14 protein-coding genes are annotated in these 16534 nt (G+C 68.0%); 7 read left to right on the top strand and 7 right to left on the bottom strand.

Annotated elements, in window-relative coordinates; translation table 11 throughout:
- The first annotated feature begins 2 nt into the window (after nt 1-2).
- The gene (locus J7495_RS03500) at nt 3-1247 is read left to right on the top strand and encodes a Xaa-Pro peptidase family protein (protein WP_294054691.1); all 1245 of its coding nucleotides are present in this window, start codon (nt 3-5) and stop codon (nt 1245-1247) included.
- A 126-nt stretch (nt 1248-1373) separates the two neighbouring features.
- Here J7495_RS03500 and J7495_RS03495 read toward each other — a convergent pair whose 3' ends face one another.
- Nucleotides 1374-3020 (bottom strand): hypothetical protein, encoded by a 1647-nt coding sequence (locus tag J7495_RS03495; RefSeq protein WP_294054690.1) that lies wholly within the window; start codon nt 3018-3020, stop codon nt 1374-1376.
- A 118-nt stretch (nt 3021-3138) separates the two neighbouring features.
- On the opposite strand from J7495_RS03495, the gene alaS reads away from it, so the two are divergent.
- Nucleotides 3139-5799 (top strand): alanine--tRNA ligase, encoded by a 2661-nt coding sequence (gene alaS, locus J7495_RS03490; RefSeq protein WP_294054689.1) that lies wholly within the window; start codon nt 3139-3141, stop codon nt 5797-5799.
- A gap of 142 nt (nt 5800-5941) precedes the next feature.
- On the opposite strand, the gene J7495_RS03485 is transcribed toward alaS, so the two are convergent.
- The 4 genes from J7495_RS03485 to J7495_RS03470 form a co-directional block, all read right to left on the bottom strand.
- On the bottom strand, nt 5942-7366 hold the full coding sequence (locus J7495_RS03485) for a cell wall hydrolase (protein WP_294054688.1): 1425 nt from the start codon (nt 7364-7366) through the stop codon (nt 5942-5944).
- Between the two features lie 260 nt (nt 7367-7626).
- On the bottom strand, nt 7627-7920 hold the full coding sequence (locus tag J7495_RS03480) for a hypothetical protein (RefSeq protein ID WP_294054687.1): 294 nt from the start codon (nt 7918-7920) through the stop codon (nt 7627-7629).
- Nucleotides 7921-8028: 108 nt separating this feature from the next.
- Entirely contained in the window at nt 8029-8949 is a 921-nt protein-coding gene (cysK, locus tag J7495_RS03475; RefSeq protein WP_294054686.1) for a cysteine synthase A, read from the bottom strand.
- Nucleotides 8949-10235 (bottom strand): MFS transporter, encoded by a 1287-nt coding sequence (locus J7495_RS03470; RefSeq protein ID WP_294054685.1) that lies wholly within the window; start codon nt 10233-10235, stop codon nt 8949-8951. The genes cysK and J7495_RS03470 overlap by 1 nt, the downstream gene beginning before the upstream one ends.
- Nucleotides 10236-10343: 108 nt before the next feature.
- Between J7495_RS03470 and J7495_RS03465 the strand changes: the two genes are divergently transcribed.
- The 3 genes from J7495_RS03465 to J7495_RS03455 all read left to right on the top strand — a co-directional run bounded on the left by J7495_RS03465 (nt 10344) and on the right by J7495_RS03455 (nt 12656).
- Nucleotides 10344-12041 carry a DUF885 domain-containing protein gene (locus J7495_RS03465; protein ID WP_294054684.1) on the top strand — a complete coding sequence of 566 codons (1698 nt, stop codon included), beginning with the start codon at nt 10344-10346 and terminating at the stop codon, nt 12039-12041.
- 19 nt (nt 12042-12060) lie between these two features.
- Nucleotides 12061-12216, top strand: a complete 156-nt coding sequence (locus J7495_RS03460; protein ID WP_294054683.1) for a hypothetical protein — start codon at nt 12061-12063, stop codon at nt 12214-12216.
- A 95-nt stretch (nt 12217-12311) separates the two neighbouring features.
- Nucleotides 12312-12656 carry a hypothetical protein gene (locus J7495_RS03455; protein ID WP_294054682.1) on the top strand — a complete coding sequence of 115 codons (345 nt, stop codon included), beginning with the start codon at nt 12312-12314 and terminating at the stop codon, nt 12654-12656.
- Between the two features lie 55 nt (nt 12657-12711).
- On the opposite strand, the gene J7495_RS03450 is transcribed toward J7495_RS03455, so the two are convergent.
- Nucleotides 12712-13296, bottom strand: coding sequence for a glycine zipper 2TM domain-containing protein (locus J7495_RS03450; RefSeq protein WP_294054681.1), 585 nt, complete (start codon nt 13294-13296; stop codon nt 12712-12714).
- Nucleotides 13297-13537: 241 nt separating this feature from the next.
- On the opposite strand from J7495_RS03450, the gene J7495_RS03445 reads away from it, so the two are divergent.
- Together J7495_RS03445 and J7495_RS03440 are read left to right on the top strand one after the other, a co-directional pair.
- Complete coding sequence (locus J7495_RS03445; protein WP_294054680.1) at nt 13538-13846, top strand: type II toxin-antitoxin system ParD family antitoxin; 309 nt, start codon at nt 13538-13540, stop codon at nt 13844-13846.
- The gene (locus J7495_RS03440) at nt 13821-14156 is read left to right on the top strand and encodes a type II toxin-antitoxin system RelE/ParE family toxin (protein ID WP_294054679.1); all 336 of its coding nucleotides are present in this window, start codon (nt 13821-13823) and stop codon (nt 14154-14156) included. Before J7495_RS03445 ends, J7495_RS03440 begins: the two co-directional genes overlap by 26 nt.
- Here the strand turns inward: J7495_RS03440 and J7495_RS03435 are convergent, their stop codons facing one another.
- The gene (locus J7495_RS03435; RefSeq protein ID WP_294054678.1) at nt 14157-16469 is read right to left on the bottom strand and encodes an ATP-dependent helicase; all 2313 of its coding nucleotides are present in this window, start codon (nt 16467-16469) and stop codon (nt 14157-14159) included.
- Nucleotides 16470-16534 lie beyond the last annotated feature (65 nt).

Raw genomic sequence — 16534 nt, 5'->3', positions numbered from 1 at the left:
CGATGCCCAGCCTTTCCCGCCGCGGACTGATCGGCGCCGCCGCGACCGCGCCGCTGCTTTTCGCCGGCGCCGCGCGGGCTGCCGATCCCGAGCTGCCGAACCTCGCCGCCGGCACGCAGCCGATCGGCGCCGAGGAGCGCAAGGCCCGGCTCGCGCGGGCGCAGGCGCTGATGGCGAAGCACGGGATCGGCGCGGTGCTGATCGAACCGGGCTCGTCGCTGGTCTATTTCACTGGGGTAGAATGGTGGCGCAGCGAACGGCTGACCGCAGCGATCCTGCCGGTCGAGGGCGATCCGTGCATCGTCACGCCCTTCTTCGAGGAGCCCTCGGTGCGCGAAACGCTGGGCGTGCCCGCCGAGGTGCGCGTGTGGCAGGAGGACCAGGACCCGCTGGCGATCACCGCGGGGTTCCTGAGGGATCGCAAGCTTGCGGGCAAGCCGGTGGGCGTCGAGGAGACGGTGCGCTGGTTCGCGGTCGAGGGGCTGCAGCGCGCGCTGCCGGGCGTGAGGATCGTCTCGGCGAACCCGGTGGTGCGCGGCTGCCGGATGGCGAAGACCGCGCCCGAGCTCGCGCTGATGCAATGCGCGACCGACATCACCATCGCCGCTTATCGCTGGACCGCGCCGCAGATCGCCGCGGGGATGACGCCGGCCGAGATCGATGCGCTGATGACTGCGGCGACGCGCAAGCTGGGCGGCGAAGTGGAGTTCAACCTGATCCTGCTCGGCGAGGCCTCGGCCTATCCGCACGGATCGCACCAGCCGCAGCGGGTGACGCCGGGGCAGGTCGTACTGATGGACTGCGGCTGCACCGTCCACGGCTACCAGTCCGACGTGTCGCGCAGCTTCGTCTTCGGCGAGGCGAGCGCGGAGCAGCGCAAGGTATGGCACACCGTCCGCCAGGGCCAGCAGGTCGCGATCGAGGCGGCGCAGCTCGGCGTGGCGGCGGGACATGTCGACGATGCGGTGCGGCGCTATTACGTCAGCCAGGGGTTCGGGCCCGACTACAGGCTGCCCGGGCTTTCACACCGCACCGGCCATGGCATCGGGCTCGACGGGCACGAGCCGGTGAACCTCGTGCGCGGCGAGAAGACCTCGCTGGCGGAGGGGATGTGCTTCTCGAACGAGCCGGGGATCTACCTGCCGGGCAAGTTCGGCATTCGGCTGGAGGATTGCTTCCACATGACGGCGGCGGGGCCGACGTGGTTCTCGACGCCGCCGTCGTCGATCGATGCGCCGTTCGGGTGAGGTTCGTCCGACCCAGCCGTTATCCCAACTAGCCGTCACCCCAGCGAAAGCCGGGGCCCAGGGCAGCGAGCGCCGTCCTCCATAACGCTGGGTCCCGGCTTTCGCCGGGATGATGGTCGAAGTTTGCTAACCCGCCAGTCGATTCAGCGATGCCGTCGAACCAACCCATCCTCGCCGCGCCGCCGCGCCATCCGACCGAGCCGCCTTCGCGTCCCCTAGCTTCGCCTGCACCTGCGCTCGGATCGTGAGCGCCACGGGGTCATTCGGGCGGTACGCGAGCGACTCGTCGATCGCGGTCAGCGCTTCCGCCGCCTTGCCCTCGGCCAGCAGCGCCGCGGCCAGGTCGCGGCGGACGGGGTACCACCAGATCGGCGGATCGGAGAAAGTCGAGAGCGGCTTGGCCTCCTCGATCGCCGCGGCCCGGCCGAACAGTTCGGCGGCGCGCGCCGGCTTGCCCTTGAGCATCGCGAGCCGCCCCGCGATCGTCAGCCGCGCGACCTTGGAGAGCGGCGCGCCGAGCTTGAACAGGCTGTCCCCGGGCAGCCGCGCGATCAGCCTGCCCTCGCGCCTGGTGCCCTCGACGTCGCCCAGCGCGGCATGAGCCTCGGCACGGGCATAGTGCCAGAGCGCCTGCGCACCCTGGTTCTTCGGCCCCGGATCGGCGAGCGCGAGCAATTCGTTCGGCGCGAAGCGAGCGAGCGCGACATAGGATTCGCCGAGCACCACCTGGCGGAACGGATCGAGTTCGCCGGTGCGGCCCGCCATCGCCACCACCGGCCGGGCGAGTGCGAGCGCCGCGGGCCCGTCGCCCGACATCAGCGCGCCGCCGAGCCCGAAATGGACGTTGTGTGCGTGATAGGTGAGCTGCCACACGCCGTCCTCGCCGGTGAGCTTTAGCCGCTTGGCATTCTCCAGTCCGATCGCGACTGCGCGAACGTTCGAATTGGCGGCGTCCTGGTAGCGGCCGATCCAGTAATAGGTGTGCGAGGGCATGTGGACGAGGTGGCTCGCCGCGGGAGCGAGGATCGCCAGCCGGTCGGCATAGGGTTCGGCGCGCTTGGGATAGCCGGCGCCTTCGGTGGCGTGGATGTAGAAGTGGATCGCAGGGGTATAGTCCGGGTTGCGCTTCAGCACCGCCTCGAGCAGCGCGACCGGATGGGCCATGCTGACCGCATCCCAGCTGTCGCCCGCCGCGACCATCAGCGCGTCGGCGGCGATCACCTGGATCGCGTCTTCTCCGGTATATTTCGCCGCGAGCCGGTCCATCGCATCGGCGAAGGCGCGGTTGCCTTCGCCGGGCTTGCCGACGTAGCGGAGCACCAGCGCGGCAGTGAGGTCCTGCTCGAGCTGCGGTCCGCCGGCGGCGAGCTTCTGCGCTTCGGCGGCGGTCTCGGCGAGCTTCTTCTGGACGTCGGGCTCGATCCCATAGTTGATCGTTGGGCCCGAGGCCCAGGCTTCGCCCCAGGCGCACATCGCGCAGTTCGGATCCCGCCGCCGCGCTTCGCCGAAGGCGGCGATCGACGCCTTGTGCGCGAAGGCGTGGGCGAGTTGCATGCCGTTGGTGAAGAAGGCCTGTGCCTCGGGGTGCACCGTCCGCACGGCGAAGCCACCCGCGCCATAGCCGGGAAGGATTGCCGGCCGTTCCTCCGCCGTCGAGTCGTCGCCGCAGAGGTGCGCGGCGACCAGCGCGGCGATCGAGACGCCGGGCGCCGAGGGCAGCGGCCCGGCCGAGGCGAGGAGAATGGCGGCAGGAACGGCAACGAGGCTGCGCATGTCGATAACCCCCCAAGGTCCTGCCGCTCTAGCGCCGTGCCGCCTGGGACACCAGTTCGATCGGCTTGATCGAAGTGTTTCGCTTGAGTGTGGCAGCCTCCACAACTAAGTCGGCGCGATGACATCGACCAACGACATCCGCCGCTCGTTCCTCGACTATTTCGAAGGCCAGGGACATGCGCGCGTGCCGTCGGCGCCGCTGGTGCCGCACAACGATCCCACGCTGATGTTCGTCAACGCCGGCATGGTGCCGTTCAAGAACGTGTTCACCGGCCTCGAGACGCGCCCCTATTCGACCGCGGCGAGCTCGCAGAAGTGCGTCCGCGCGGGCGGCAAGCACAACGACCTCGACAATGTCGGCTACACCGCGCGGCACCACACCTTCTTCGAGATGCTCGGCAATTTCTCGTTCGGCGACTATTTCAAGGAACAGGCGATCACCCACGCCTGGACGCTGCTGACCAAGGAATGGGGCATTCCGGCGTCGAGGCTGACCGCGACGGTCTATCACACCGACGACCAGGCCTTCGACCTCTGGAAGAAGATCGCCGGCCTGCCCGAGGAGCGGATCATCCGCATCGCCACCAAGGACAATTTCTGGGCGATGGGCTCGGACGGTCCGTGCGGGCCGTGCTCGGAGATCTTCTACGATCACGGCGACCACATCTACGGCGGCCCGCCGGGCTCTCCGCAGGAGGATGGCGACCGCTTCGTCGAGATCTGGAACCTCGTGTTCATGCAGTTCGTGCAGGAAGCCGACGAGATCATCGGCGACCTGCCGCGACCGAGCATCGACACGGGCATGGGGCTCGAGCGCGTCGCCGCGGTGCTCCAGGGCGTCCACGACAATTATGATACGGACACGTTCAAGGCGCTGATCGCCCAGTCGGGCTCGCTCACCGGCACCGCGACCGACGGCGACCACAAGGCGAGCCATCGCGTGATCGCGGATCACCTGCGCGCCTCGGGTTTCCTGGTGGCGGACGGCGTGCTGCCCGCGAACGAGGGCCGCGGCTATGTGCTCCGCCGGATCATGCGCCGCGCGATGCGCCACGCGCATCTGCTCGGCGCCAGGGAGCCGCTGATGCACCGGCTGGTGCCGAGCCTCGTCTCCGAGATGGGCCAGGCCTTCCCCGAGCTCCAGCGCGCCCAGCCGCTGATCGAGGCGACCTTGCTCCAGGAGGAGACGCGCTTCCGCCAGACGCTGTCGAATGGTCTCCGCCTACTCGACGAAGCCACCGCCGGCATGGCCGAGGGCGACACGCTCCCAGGCGCTACGGCGTTCAAGCTCTACGACACCTTCGGCTTTCCCTATGACCTGACCGAGGATGCCCTGCGCACCCGCGGACTGCAGGTCGACCGCGCCGGCTTCGACGCGGCGATGGCCGAGCAGAAGGCCAACGCCCGCGCCGCCTGGAAGGGATCGGGCGCCAAGGCGAGCGAGGAAGTCTGGTTCGACATCGCCGAGGAATTCGGTGGCACCGAGTTCACCGGCTATGTCTCGACCGAAGGCGAGGGCCAGGTGCTCGCGCTGGTCAAGGACGGCGCGCGCGTCGCGAAGGCGGCGGCGGGCGACGAGGTGGTGATCCTCACCAACCAGACGCCCTTCTACGGCGAGAGCGGCGGCCAGATGGGCGACGCGGGGACGATCACCACGGAGAAGGGGTTGCTCGCGGTGGTGAGCGACACGTCGAAGCCGCTCGGCCGGCTGCATGCGCACCATGCGGCGATCGAGACGGGCGAGATCGCGGTGGGCGATCCGGTGCACCTCACCGTCGACGCCGAGCGCCGCGACCGCATTCGCGCCAACCACAGTGCGACGCACCTCGTCCATGCGGCGCTGCGCGCGCGGCTGGGCGGGCATGTGACGCAAAAGGGCAGCCTCGTCGCCGCCGACCGCTTTCGCTTCGATTTCTCGCATCCCTCGGCGCTCAGCCCTGAGGAGATCGCCGACGTCGAGGTCGCGGTGAACGCGCAGATCCGCCACAATGAGATCGTGACCACGCGGCTGATGGCACCCGACGACGCCGTCGCCGCGGGGGCGATGGCGCTGTTCGGCGAGAAATATGGCGACGAGGTCCGCGTGCTCTCGATGGGTGTCGGCGAGGATGCATCCTATTCGGTCGAGCTCTGCGGCGGCACGCATGTCGAGGCGACGGGCGACATCGCGCTGTTCAAGATCGTTTCGGAATCGGCGGTATCCTCGGGCGTGCGCCGGATCGAGGCATTGACCGGCGAGGCCGCGCGCCTCTGGCTGGTCGCGCGTGACGAGCGGCTGCGCGAAGCGGCAGCGGCGCTCAAGGCCTCGCCCGACGAGGTCCCCACGCGCGTCGCGGCGCTGGTCGAGGAGCGGCGCCGGCTCGAGCGCGAGCTGGCCGACGCGAAGAAGGCGTTGGCGATGGGCGGCGGTGCAGGTGCCGCGGCCACGGGCCCCGCGCAGGTCGCGGGGGTGAACTTCCTGGGGCAGGTGCTGGACGGACTCGAGGCCAAGGCACTGCGCGGCGCGGTCGACGAGGCCAAGGCGCGGATCGGCTCGGGTGTCGTGGCGCTGGTCGCGGTCAACGAAGGCCGCGCTTCGGTCGCGGTCGGCGTGACCGACGATCTGGTCGGCGAGCGAAGCGCGGTCGAGCTGGTCAAGACGGCGGTGGCAGCGCTCGGCGGCCAGGGCGGCGGCGGCCGGCCCGACATGGCGCAGGGCGGCGGCCCCGAGGGCGAGAAGGCGCAGGACGCGCTGGCGGCGATCCGCCAGGCGCTCGAAGCGCAACCGGCCGCGGCTTGAACCTACCCATAGCCGGGGTTCAGAACCACGAGCGACGTCCGCCTTGACCCTGGGTCCCGGCTTTCGCCGGTATGACGGCGCGGGCGTGGGGACTTATCGCCCGTTTGGAAACTCGCTCGTTCGCGAGTTTCCAAACGGGCTCTTAGCCCGCCGGAACCGGCGTCGGCCTGGGGCTGGGTGCGGGCGTCGGCAGCTTGCCGCCGAGTTCCTTGAGTCCCACCGACGGCATCGATGGCGCGGGATCGCCCTTGCGGCGGACGCCGGCGAGCGGGCTCGGTTCCGAATCGGCCAGCGGCTTGGGCGCGTCGGCGAGGCGCGGAGGCAACTGGGCGTCGGCGAGCGGCTGGGCGCGCATGCACTGGACCGGGCTCGGGCGCGGGAAAAGCGCGCAGTTCCACAGCGCCTTGGCGAAGCCCTGGTTCTGGTCGCGCAGATAGCTGAACGACATCGTCGCGACCTGGTAGCTGTTGAGCGGCAGCTTGTTGGGCGTGTTGGCGCTCTCGGTCCAGGCCATGAACTTGCAGCGCACGCGCTCGCCGCAGGTGCGCACCGCGAGGCTGGCGAAGCTCTCGGCGTTCATTCCCTTGGGCAGCGTGACGAGGAAGCTGTCGTCGTCGGCACCGGTCGCCTTGGGTACGACGCTGTCGGGGATCGATTCGGGATCGATAGCGGTCGCTGCAGCACCAGCGGCGAGCAGGGCCTCGGGATCGCCGCTATGGCTCGGCGAAAGCTTGGCCATCAGCGGGACGTTGGGCTCCTCGCCGGTGTAGGCGCGGGTGAAGGCGGGGGGCGTGCCCCACCAGCCGGTCCAGCGAAAGAAGAGATGCGTGTGCACCGCGCTGATCTTCTCGAGGCTCGCGCTCCAATAGGGCACCACCCAGTCGGTGTGGTAGTGCGTCGCGAGACCGACGACCTTGTCGACCGAACCGTTGAGCGCGAGCCGGGCGACCGCGCGGGCGCGTTCCCAGGCGGCCTGCGAGGGGCTGTAGCGCAGCATCGAGCCGTCGCAGCTGAAGGTGAACTGGCAGCCGGTGGTGCGCTCGGAGCCCTGGAAGACGACGCCGCACACGGTCTTGGGGAAGGCGGGGTGGCGGGTGCGGTTGAGCACGACCTGCGCGACCGCGCGCTGGCCTTCGGCATCGTCGCCCGCCTCGTAATAGACCGCGGCGGCGAGGCAATCGGTGGCGCGCGCCTGGCTGTCGGCCTCGCCGAAGATCTTGAAGGCGCGCGCCGGAAGGTTCGGCTCGGTCGAGAAGGGGATCGAGGCGTTGATCGCGCGCGCGTCGTCGGGGTCGACCGCCTGGAGCTGGACGGGCTCGACCGTGGGGATCTCGGTCTTGGGCACGACGCGGGTCGGGAGGACGATGCGCGACCGGTATCTGGCCGGGGGCGGGGCACGGTTGACCAGCACGACCGGCAGCGCGATCGCGAGCACGGCGATGAGCGCGAGCGCAACCTGCACGCCGCGCGGCAGCCGGCGTACGGCGTCGAGGCCGCGGCGGAACTGCTGCGGGACCTGCGCCAGATAGGCGGCCAGTCGGGCGGGAGGCGTGGTCGAGGCGTTCATCGGAGGGCGCCGCCCATAACGCAGAACGGCGCGGGTGGGAACCATGGTGGTTCGCGGCGTGTGGGACAGGTGTGATTAACTACAGGCGACACCAACCTGGCCCTCTCGCGCCTTCGCGGGAGAGGAGGGGCCCGCCGCCGGAGGCGGTGGGAAGTGAGGGTCTTCTTCTTTCTGGCTAAGCCCGAAGAAAGAAGAAGATCCTCACCCAACCCTCTCCCGCGAAAAAGCGGGAGGGCCAGGAGAAGTAAGAGAAGTAGAGCCTACTTGTCCGGCCAGAACCCCGTGGCTTCGCACAGGTCCCAATTGTCCGAGCTCTTCAACCGGCACGTCGCGCTCGACGTGCCGCTGCACAGCTTCACTTCGCGCTGGTAGCGCTTGTAGCAGCTCTCCACCGCGACCGTGCCCGCGGGCACCGCCGCCTGGACCGCCTGCAGCATCTGCTGCTTGGCCGGTACGGTGGCCGTGGCTGCCTTGGCCCCGGACTTGCTCTCGATGTTGCCGCTGTTCGAGCCGCCGCCAAACGCCAGCGGCCACCCAAGAAAGATCGCCAGCATCACGCTGACGCAAATCATCGCATTGCGCACCTGAGTTCCCCCCGGAAAGCTCGGTGAATTTCCCCGACTCGCGAAGTCTAACCCGAATCAGGAACGCGCGCCAGCGATTCAGCTCTCCGGAAGGAAGTCCGGAACCGACAAATAGCGCTCGCCTGTATCATAATTGAACCCGAGCACGCGCGAGCCCTCGGGAAGCTCGGGAAGCTTCTGCGAAATCGCCTGCAGGGTAGCGCCCGAGCTGATCCCGATCAGCATGCCTTCCTCGCGCGCGGCGCGGCGCGCCATCTCCTTGGCCGCGCCGGCATCGACGCGGATTACCCCGTCGATCGCGTCGGTGTGGAGGTTGCGCGGCACGAAGCCTGCGCCGATGCCCTGGATCGGGTGCGGCGAGGGCTGGCCGCCCGAGATCACCGGCGACGCCTCGGGCTCGACCGCATAGACCTTGAGCCCCGGCCAGACCTTCTTGAGCGTCTCCGCCACGCCGGTGATGTGCCCGCCGGTGCCGACGCCGGTGATGATCGCGTCGATCGGCGTGCCGGCGAAGTCGGCGAGGATCTCCTGCGCGGTGGTTCGGACATGGACGTCGATGTTCGCGGGATTGTCGAACTGCTGCGGCATCCAGGCGCCGGGGGTGGAGGCGACGATCTCCATCGCGCGCTCGATCGCGCCCTTCATCCCCTTCTCGCGCGGCGTGAGGTCGAAGGTGGCGCCATAGGCGAGCATCAGCCGGCGGCGCTCGATCGACATGCTCTCGGGCATCACCAGAATGAGCCGGTAGCCCTTGACCGCCGCGACCATCGCGAGGCCCACGCCGGTGTTGCCGCTGGTCGGCTCGACGATGCAGCCGCCGGGCTTCAAGTCGCCCGACTTCTCCGCCGCCTCGATCATCGACAGCGCGATGCGGTCCTTGATCGAGCCGCCGGGATTGGAGCGCTCGGACTTGATCCACACCTCGGCGTCGGGGAAGATCTTGCCGATGCGGATGTGGGGCGTGTTGCCGATCGTCTCCAGAATCGTGTTCGCCTTCATCACGCAGCCTCCTTCTCGTGGGTTGGGCCCGGTTCCTCGGGCAGCATGGGGGGATCGAATGTCTTCGCCCGGCGGATCACCGGGAAGAGGAAGGTCCAGAGGACCGTGACCAGGATCGCGCCGCCGCCGCCGATCAGCACCGCGCCGACCAGGCCCGCGGCCGAGGCGAGGAAGCCCGATTCGGCTTCGCCCAGCTCGTTCGAGGCGGAGATGGTGAGCTGCGACACCGCGCCGACGCGGCCGCGCATGGCATCGGGGGTATAGAGCTGGACGAGCGACTGGCGGATATAGACCGAGAACATGTCCGCCGCGCCCGCCACCGCGAGCGCGGCGAGGCTGAGCGGCATCCAGCTGGAGAGACCGAAGGTCACCGTCGCGGCGCCGTAGACCAGCACCGCGGCGAGCATCTTGGGTCCCACCTGGGTCTTGATCGGGCGGAAGGAGAAGAACAGCGCCACAATGCCCGCGCCAACCCCGGGTGCGGCGGTGAGCATGCCGAACTCCGAGGGCCCCACCTTCAGGATGTCATGCGCGTAAACTGGAAGCAGCGCGCTGGTGCCAGCGAGGAAAACAGCGAACAAGTCGAGCGTGATCGTGCCGAGTACCATCTTGTTTTGCCACACGTAGATGAGCCCGTCGACAATCTGGCGCAGTGGGTGCCGCGTGTCGGCATTATGAGTGCGGGGCACTGGGCCGATCAGGACCAATGCAACGAGCGCGATCCCAAACAGCCCTGTCGCGACGAAATAGGGAGTGGCCGGCGCCAGAGCGTAGATGGTACCCGCGGCCGATTGGCCGACGATCGAGCCGACCTGCCAAGAAATGGCGCTGAGCGCGATCGCGGCGGGAAGGCTCTCCCGAGGCACGAGATTGGGGGCGAGCGCGCCGAACGCAGGGCCGGCAAAGGCACGGCCGATGCCGAGGAGGACCGCAACGCCGAACAGCACCGGCAGCGACATCGCACCCGCTTGCGTCACCAGTGCGAGGATCAGCGCGCAGGCAAGCTGGAGCGACACGGTGACGCGCGTGATCCAGCGCCGGTCGAACCGGTCGGCGACATAGCCGGTGATCGGCGTGGTGAGGAACAGCGGGATGAACTGGAGCAGCCCGATCAGCCCGAGCTGCGCCGCGGCGAGGTGCGGCGGCATCGTCTGGCGCGCGATCGTGTAGGTCTGCCAGCCGATCACGATGATCATGCCGTTCTGCGCCAGCGTCATCGCGAGACGCGCCGTCCAATAGGCGCGGAAATTGGCGATGCGGAACGGGTGGATCGACGTGTCGGACATGTCCGGGGCGCTCTAGGCGCTCCGCTTCGTCCCACGCAATGGCGGAAGCGCTTTGGCGCAATAAACTTTCGTGCAATTCACGAGGCATTCGACTCGGGAGTGAGAGGAATGCGTAGGCTTCTGCTGATGGGTGCGGCGCTGGTGGCGCTGGCGGGATGTTCGGGCGGCGGCGGCAGCGGCCCGCAAGACAAATGGTCGGTGTTCCGCGACCATGCGATCGAAGGCTGGTTCCAGGTCGACCCGCAGTTCGCGGTCTACCAGGGCCGTCACGACTTCGACGGCAAGCTGCCCGACTTTACCGAGGTCGGGCTCAAGACCCGCGCGACCTTCCTCCACAACCTCGTCACCAAGGCCAAGGCGTTCAACGGCCTCAGCGCCGACGATGCCTTCGAGCGCGACTATCTGGTGAAGGTGGCGGAAGGGCAGCTCTTCTGGCTCGAGGAAGCCGACCAGCCGCACAACAACCCGGCCTTCTACCTCGGCTCGCTCGATCCCAACACCTATCTCACGCGCGAATATGCCGCGCCCGAGGTGCGGGCGAAGGCGCTCACGGCCTTCTTCCGCGCGGTGCCCCAGGCCGCCGCGGCGATCCGCGCGAACCTGAAGAGCCCGCTGCCCGCGAGCTTCATCAAGCGCGGCACGATCGGCTTCGATGGCTATGCCGACTTCTACAAGGGCGACGCCGTGAAGGTGTTCGCCGGAGTGAAGGACGAGGCGCTCCAGAAGGACCTCAGGGCCGCCGCCGATGCCGCCGCCAAGGCGATGGCCGACCTCTCGGCCTGGCTGAAGTCGCAGGAGAAGACCGCCACCCAGGGCTTCGCGCTGGGGCCGGCGAAATTCTCGCGGATGCTGCTCGCGACCGAAGGCGTCGATACGCCGCTCGACCAACTCGAGGCGGTCGGCAAGGCCGATCTCAAGCGCAACCAGGACGCGCTCGCCGCCGAATGCGCCAAGTTCGCGCGGGGCAAGACGATCGTCCAGTGCACCGACCAGGTGAACGCGCTCAAGCCCAAGGGCGGGCCCGTCGCCGCGGCGACCCAGCAGATCCCCGAGCTGCGCGACTTCGTGACCAAGCACGACCTCGTCTCGATCCCCGGCACCGAGCAGGCGCTGGTGCGCGAGAGCCCGCCGTTCAACTGGTCGAACGGCGCCTACATCGATCCGCCCGGACCCTTCGACAAGGGCATCCCCTCGATCTACTATATCGCGCCGCCGGATCCGAGCTGGGATGCGGCGAAGCAGCTCGCCTATATCCCCTCCGAACCCAGCCTGCTCTTCACCACCGTGCACGAAGTGATGCCGGGGCATTTCCTCCAGTTCCTCCATTCGAACCGTTCGAAGTTCCCGATCGGCCGCATCTTCGTCGGCTATGCCTATGCCGAGGGCTGGGCGCATTACAGCGAGGAGATGATGTGGGAGGCCGGGCTCGACGCAGGCAATCCGGCGATGCACATCGGCCAGATCTCCGAGGCGCTGCTGCGCGACTGCCGCTTCCTCTCGGCGATCGGGCTGCACACCCAGGGCATGACGCTCGAGCAATCGGTGAAGATGTTCCGCGAGCAATGTTATCAGGACGAGGGCAATGCCGAGCAACAGGCCGGGCGCGGCACCTATGATCCGGCCTATCTCAACTATACGATGGGCAAGCTGATGATCCGCAAACTGCGCGAGGACTGGACCGCGCAGCACGGCGGGCGCCAGGGCTGGAAGGCGTTCCACGACCAGTTCCTGAGCTATGGCGGCCCGCCGATCCCGCTGGTCCGCCAGCAGATGATGCGGGAGGCGACGCCCAAGGCGGTGTTCTAGGGAAGCCCGGCTCCTTCGATTGATCGCATTCAAGGAACCCGCGGGCGCGCTCGCGGGTTTCTTTCGGGTACGAAATCAACCGTATGGAGAGTGTGTCATGGGTAAGGGAATCCTGCTTTGGCTGATCGGCGTGCCGATCCCGCTGATCATCCTGCTCCTGATCTTCTGGCATTGATCAAGGCGTTGCGGCCGGCTTTTCGACCCGAAAGGGGAAAGGAAAAGCCGGTCAACGCCCTTGCTGCACCGCACCATGCATCCTATGATCGGATCATGTACCGCAGTGATCCGACGACCGAGACCATGACCGCACCGACCGGCCCCGCGCCCTTGCTCTTCGAGGCCATCGCCACGAAGCGTTGCGTGGAGGCGACCTACAATGGCGGGCATGTCGTGCTCGCGCCGCACGTCGCCTTCGTGCGCCATGGCGACCTGTTCGCCGGCGCGATCACGATCGAGCGCGACGGCAATCCCCCGCGCGAGGAGAAGATCGGCATCTTCAAGCTCGATGGCCTCGTCGACCTCAAGATCTCCGAGCGGATCTTCGGCCGCAGCCCGTTGTTCGACCCGCGCGACCCGCGCTTCGCCGACTCCACGCTGATCGCCGCCGAGGCCTGAAAAAGCGAAACGCCGCGCGGGTTTCCCCGCGCGGCGCTCCCGTGTTCCGGCCCGTTTAGCGGCAGCGGACCTGGTTCTGGTTCTGCTCGACCGACTTGCCGACCACCGCGCCGATCGCCGCGCCGAGGATCGTGCCGACCGCCCGCGAATGGCCGCCGTCGATGACGTTGCCGAGCACCGCGCCGGTCGCGCCGCCGACGATCAGGCCGGTGGTGCCGTCCGAGCGCTTGCAATAATATTGGCCGTCGCGGCCGCGGTAGACGCGATCGTCGGCGCCGAGCACGCGCTCCTGGTACTGTGGGCCGGTGCGATAGTAGCGGCTGGGGTCGTAGCTGCCTTCGTCGCGGTCGTCGTAATAGCCGCCGGGGCCGCCGTTATAGCCGCCGGGACCCTGGTAGCCGCCCGGACCAGGATAGCCGGGGCGCGGGCCGGGGTTCTGCGCACGCCAGGCGCGGTAGCGGTCGAACTCCTGCTGGAAGATCTCGTACTCGCGCTCGAACCGCGCCTGCGCGTCGTAGAAGCGCTGTTCCTCGGGCGCGACGTAGCGATAGTCGCCGCGCTGGGCAGCGGCAGGCGTCGCGGCCACGAGCGCACTCGCGGCAGCCAGCGCCGCGGCGGTGAGGGCGGGGAAGCGTTTCATTGGAGTTCTCCTCTTTGGGTTCGGCACAGGATGACGCGCCGGGGTGTGCCCCGGTTCCGTCATTGTTGCTGAAGCGTTTCTGAATGACCGGATGACGACGGGTCAATTGACCCTTTGGAGGGATTACGCGATGGAATGTAGACTGGCCCGGAATGGATCGGCTTGAAGGCTGTTGCGGCCTCGGTTCCTTGAACCGTTTCGGAGGTTTCCCTAGTCTGGAGTATCTTCACGGGAGCATCTCATGGGCGAATTCAAGCGGCTGAGCATCGAATTGCCGGATGAAATGGCCGAGGCTGTGCAGGTGCGGGTGGCTTCGGGGCGCTATGCCAACGAGAGCGAAGTGATCCTGGCCGGGCTTATGGCGCTGGCCGTGGAGGAGGCGGATGCTGCGCTCGACGAAGATATCCATGAAGATGTCGAGCATTGGCTACGGACCAAGGTCGCGGCAGTCTATGACGAGTGGAAGGCAAATCCTTCGGGCGGGATTACGATAGAGGAAGTGCGCGAAACCCTCCGGCAAGGACGTGAACGCGGCCAAGCCAAAGCGTGAAACAATATCGCGTGACCTCCGCTCAGCGGCGGTCGATGATCTTGAATCAATCGAAGCCTATATTGCGGAGCAGTCGTCGGCAGATATCGCCGAAAGCTTCGCTGAGGCAATCGTCGAGCGATGCTTCGAGCTCGACTATTTCCCGCTTCGTGGAGCGCCCCGCGACGATATCCGGGCGGGCGTCCGAACTATCCCTTTTCGCCGATCGGTGACGATCGTCTATGTCGTGCAGGAACCGGACGTTGCCATCCTTGGCATATTCTATGGCGGTCGGGACATCGGCGCGCTGATGGTGGAACGCGACGTATAGCTAAGTCTCCACCGTCACAAAACTGTCCATCACCCGCTTCCGCCCGGCCGTCTCGAACTCGATCTCCAGCTTGTTGCCTTCGATCTCGACGATCTCGCCATAGCCGAACTTCTGGTGGAACACGCGCATGCCGAGCGACAGGTCGCTCCGCGGCTTGGCGCCGAAGCTCACCGCACTCGCGCGGCTCTCCAGCACTCGCGCCGGCTCGCGCGAGAAGGTCCGCGCCGTATAGCCGCCGCCCGGGTTGCTCAGGTCCACTCCCGCCGCGCGTTGCCAGCCCGGGCCGCGGCCCGTTCCGCGCGACACGTCCGCGAACGGGTCCGCCCGTTCGGACCAGTTCGCGCGCCACAGGCTCTCGCCGCCCGACATCGTCGACTCTTCCTCGATGTGTGCGCCCGGCAATTCGGCAATGAAGCGCGAGGGGAGCGACGAGGTCCATTGCCCGTAGATGCGCCGGTTGGCGGCGTGGAGGATCACCGCCTGCCGCCGCGCGCGAGTGATCGCGACATAGGCGAGGCGACGCTCCTCCTCGAGGCTCGCGAGTCCGCCCTCGTCGAGCGCACGCTGCGAGGGGAAGATGCCTTCCTCCCATCCCGCTAGGAACACCGTGTCGAACTCCAGCCCCTTGGCGGCGTGGATCGTCATGATCGTCACCTTGGGCTCGTCGGCGTTGGCGTCGTTGTCCATCACCAGGCTGACGTGCTCGAGGAACGCGCCGAGCGTCTCATATTCCTCCATTGCGCGGACGAGTTCGCTGAGGTTCTCGAGCCGGCCCGCGGCCTCAGCGGTGCGATCGGCCTGCCACATCGCGGTATAGCCGCTCTCGTCGAGGATCTGGCGCGCGAGCTCGGGATGGGGGAGGTTCTCGCCCATGTCGCGCCAGCGCGCGATGTCGATCACGAGGTTGCCGAGCGAACGCCGCGCCTGGGGCGTCAGCTCGTCGGTGTCGAGGATGCGCGCGCTCGCGGTGGTGAGCGGCACGCCCTCGGCGCGCGCAAGCTGGTGGACCTTCGCCAGCGCCTTGTCGCCGAGCCCGCGCTTGGGGACGTTGACGATCCGCTCGAAGGCGAGGTCGTCCGCCGGCTGGGCGACGACGCGGAGATAGGCGAGCGCATCGCGGATCTCCTGACGCTCGTAGAAGCGGAAGCCCCCGACGATGCGATAGGGCAGGCCGATCGCGATGAACCGGTCCTCGAACTCGCGCGTCTGGTGCTGCGCGCGCACGAGGATCGCGAACCTGTCGAGCTTCATCCCGCCGCGCTGGAGTCCCTCGATCTCCTCGCCGACGCGACGCGCTTCCTCGGGGCCGTCCCACACGCCGAGCACGCGGACCTTCTCACCCCGGTCGTGCTGGGTCCACAGCGTCTTGCCGAGCCGACCGGCGTTGTTGGCGATCACCCCAGAGGCGGCGGCGAGGATGTGCGGGGTCGAGCGGTAATTCTGCTCGAGCCGGATCACCTTGGCGCCGGGGAAGTCCTTCTCGAACTTGAGGATATTCTCCACCTGCGCGCCGCGCCACGAGTAGATCGACTGGTCGTCGTCGCCGACGCAGCAGATGTTCTTGCGCTCCTGCGCGAGCAGGCGGAGCCAGAGATACTGGACGCTGTTGGTGTCCTGATACTCGTCCACCATGATGTACCGGAAGCGCTGCTGGTAGGTCTGGAGGACGTCGCGATTGCCCTTCAGGATCGTGAGGACATGGAGGAGAAGGTCGCCGAAGTCGCAGGCGTTGAGCGCCTTCAGTCGCTCCTGATAGGCCGCGTAGAGCGCGCGGCCCTTGCCGTTGGCGAAGCTCTCATTGTCGCCGGCGTCGAGGTCGGCGGGAGTCTGGCCCTTGTTCTTCCAGCCGTCGATGAGGCCGCCCAGCTGGCGCGCGGGCCAGCGCTTCTCGTCGAGGTCGGCGGCGGTGATCACCTGCTTGAGCAGCCGCAGCTGGTCGTCGGTGTCGAGTATGGTGAAGTTCGACTGCAGCCCGACGAGCTCGGCATGGCGGCGGAGCATCTTGGCGCCGATCGCGTGGAAGGTGCCGAGCCAGGGCATGCCTTCCACCGCATCGCCGACGAGCCGACCGACGCGCTCGCGCATCTCGCGCGCGGCCTTGTTGGTGAACGTGACCGCTAGGATCTCGCTCGGATAGGCGCGGCGCGTCCACAGCAGGTGGGCGAGGCGCGCGGTGAGCGCGGCGGTCTTGCCCGTGCCGGCGCCGGCGAGGACGAGCACCGGGCCGTCGACGGTGAGCACGGCGTCGCGCTGGGGGGCGTTGAGGCCCTGGAGATAGGGGGCGTCGGAGACGGGGACTTCGGGCTCGGACATCTGCGAACAGTTAGGGAACGTGCGCGTCAGGGGCAAGCGCCAAGGCCGGTTGCCCGGCGGCGGCG

It is taken from the genome of Sphingomonas sp. (assembly GCF_017745215.1).
In the GTDB taxonomy this organism is placed as follows: domain Bacteria; phylum Pseudomonadota; class Alphaproteobacteria; order Sphingomonadales; family Sphingomonadaceae; genus Sphingomonas.
Note: the sequence above shows the minus strand (reverse complement) of the source record. Positions and strands in the feature narration are given on the sequence as shown.

What these genes read in the sequence shown, in the direction of transcription:
- J7495_RS03485 (WP_294054688.1), bottom strand. Translation starts at nt 7,366, where the DNA reads ATGAACGCCTCGACCACGCCTCCCGCCCGACTGGCCGCCTATCTGGCG.
- J7495_RS03465 (WP_294054684.1), top strand. Translation starts at nt 10,344, where the DNA reads ATGCGTAGGCTTCTGCTGATGGGTGCGGCGCTGGTGGCGCTGGCGGGA.
- J7495_RS03495 (WP_294054690.1), bottom strand. Translation starts at nt 3,020, where the DNA reads ATGCGCAGCCTCGTTGCCGTTCCTGCCGCCATTCTCCTCGCCTCGGCC.
- alaS (WP_294054689.1), top strand. Translation starts at nt 3,139, where the DNA reads ATGACATCGACCAACGACATCCGCCGCTCGTTCCTCGACTATTTCGAA.
- J7495_RS03455 (WP_294054682.1), top strand. Translation starts at nt 12,312, where the DNA reads ATGTACCGCAGTGATCCGACGACCGAGACCATGACCGCACCGACCGGC.
- J7495_RS03500 (WP_294054691.1), top strand. Translation starts at nt 3, where the DNA reads ATGCCCAGCCTTTCCCGCCGCGGACTGATCGGCGCCGCCGCGACCGCG.
- J7495_RS03435 (WP_294054678.1), bottom strand. Translation starts at nt 16,469, where the DNA reads ATGTCCGAGCCCGAAGTCCCCGTCTCCGACGCCCCCTATCTCCAGGGC.
- J7495_RS03450 (WP_294054681.1), bottom strand. Translation starts at nt 13,296, where the DNA reads ATGAAACGCTTCCCCGCCCTCACCGCCGCGGCGCTGGCTGCCGCGAGT.
- J7495_RS03445 (WP_294054680.1), top strand. Translation starts at nt 13,538, where the DNA reads ATGGGCGAATTCAAGCGGCTGAGCATCGAATTGCCGGATGAAATGGCC.
- J7495_RS03470 (WP_294054685.1), bottom strand. Translation starts at nt 10,235, where the DNA reads ATGTCCGACACGTCGATCCACCCGTTCCGCATCGCCAATTTCCGCGCC.
- J7495_RS03480 (WP_294054687.1), bottom strand. Translation starts at nt 7,920, where the DNA reads ATGCTGGCGATCTTTCTTGGGTGGCCGCTGGCGTTTGGCGGCGGCTCG.
- cysK (WP_294054686.1), bottom strand. Translation starts at nt 8,949, where the DNA reads ATGAAGGCGAACACGATTCTGGAGACGATCGGCAACACGCCCCACATC.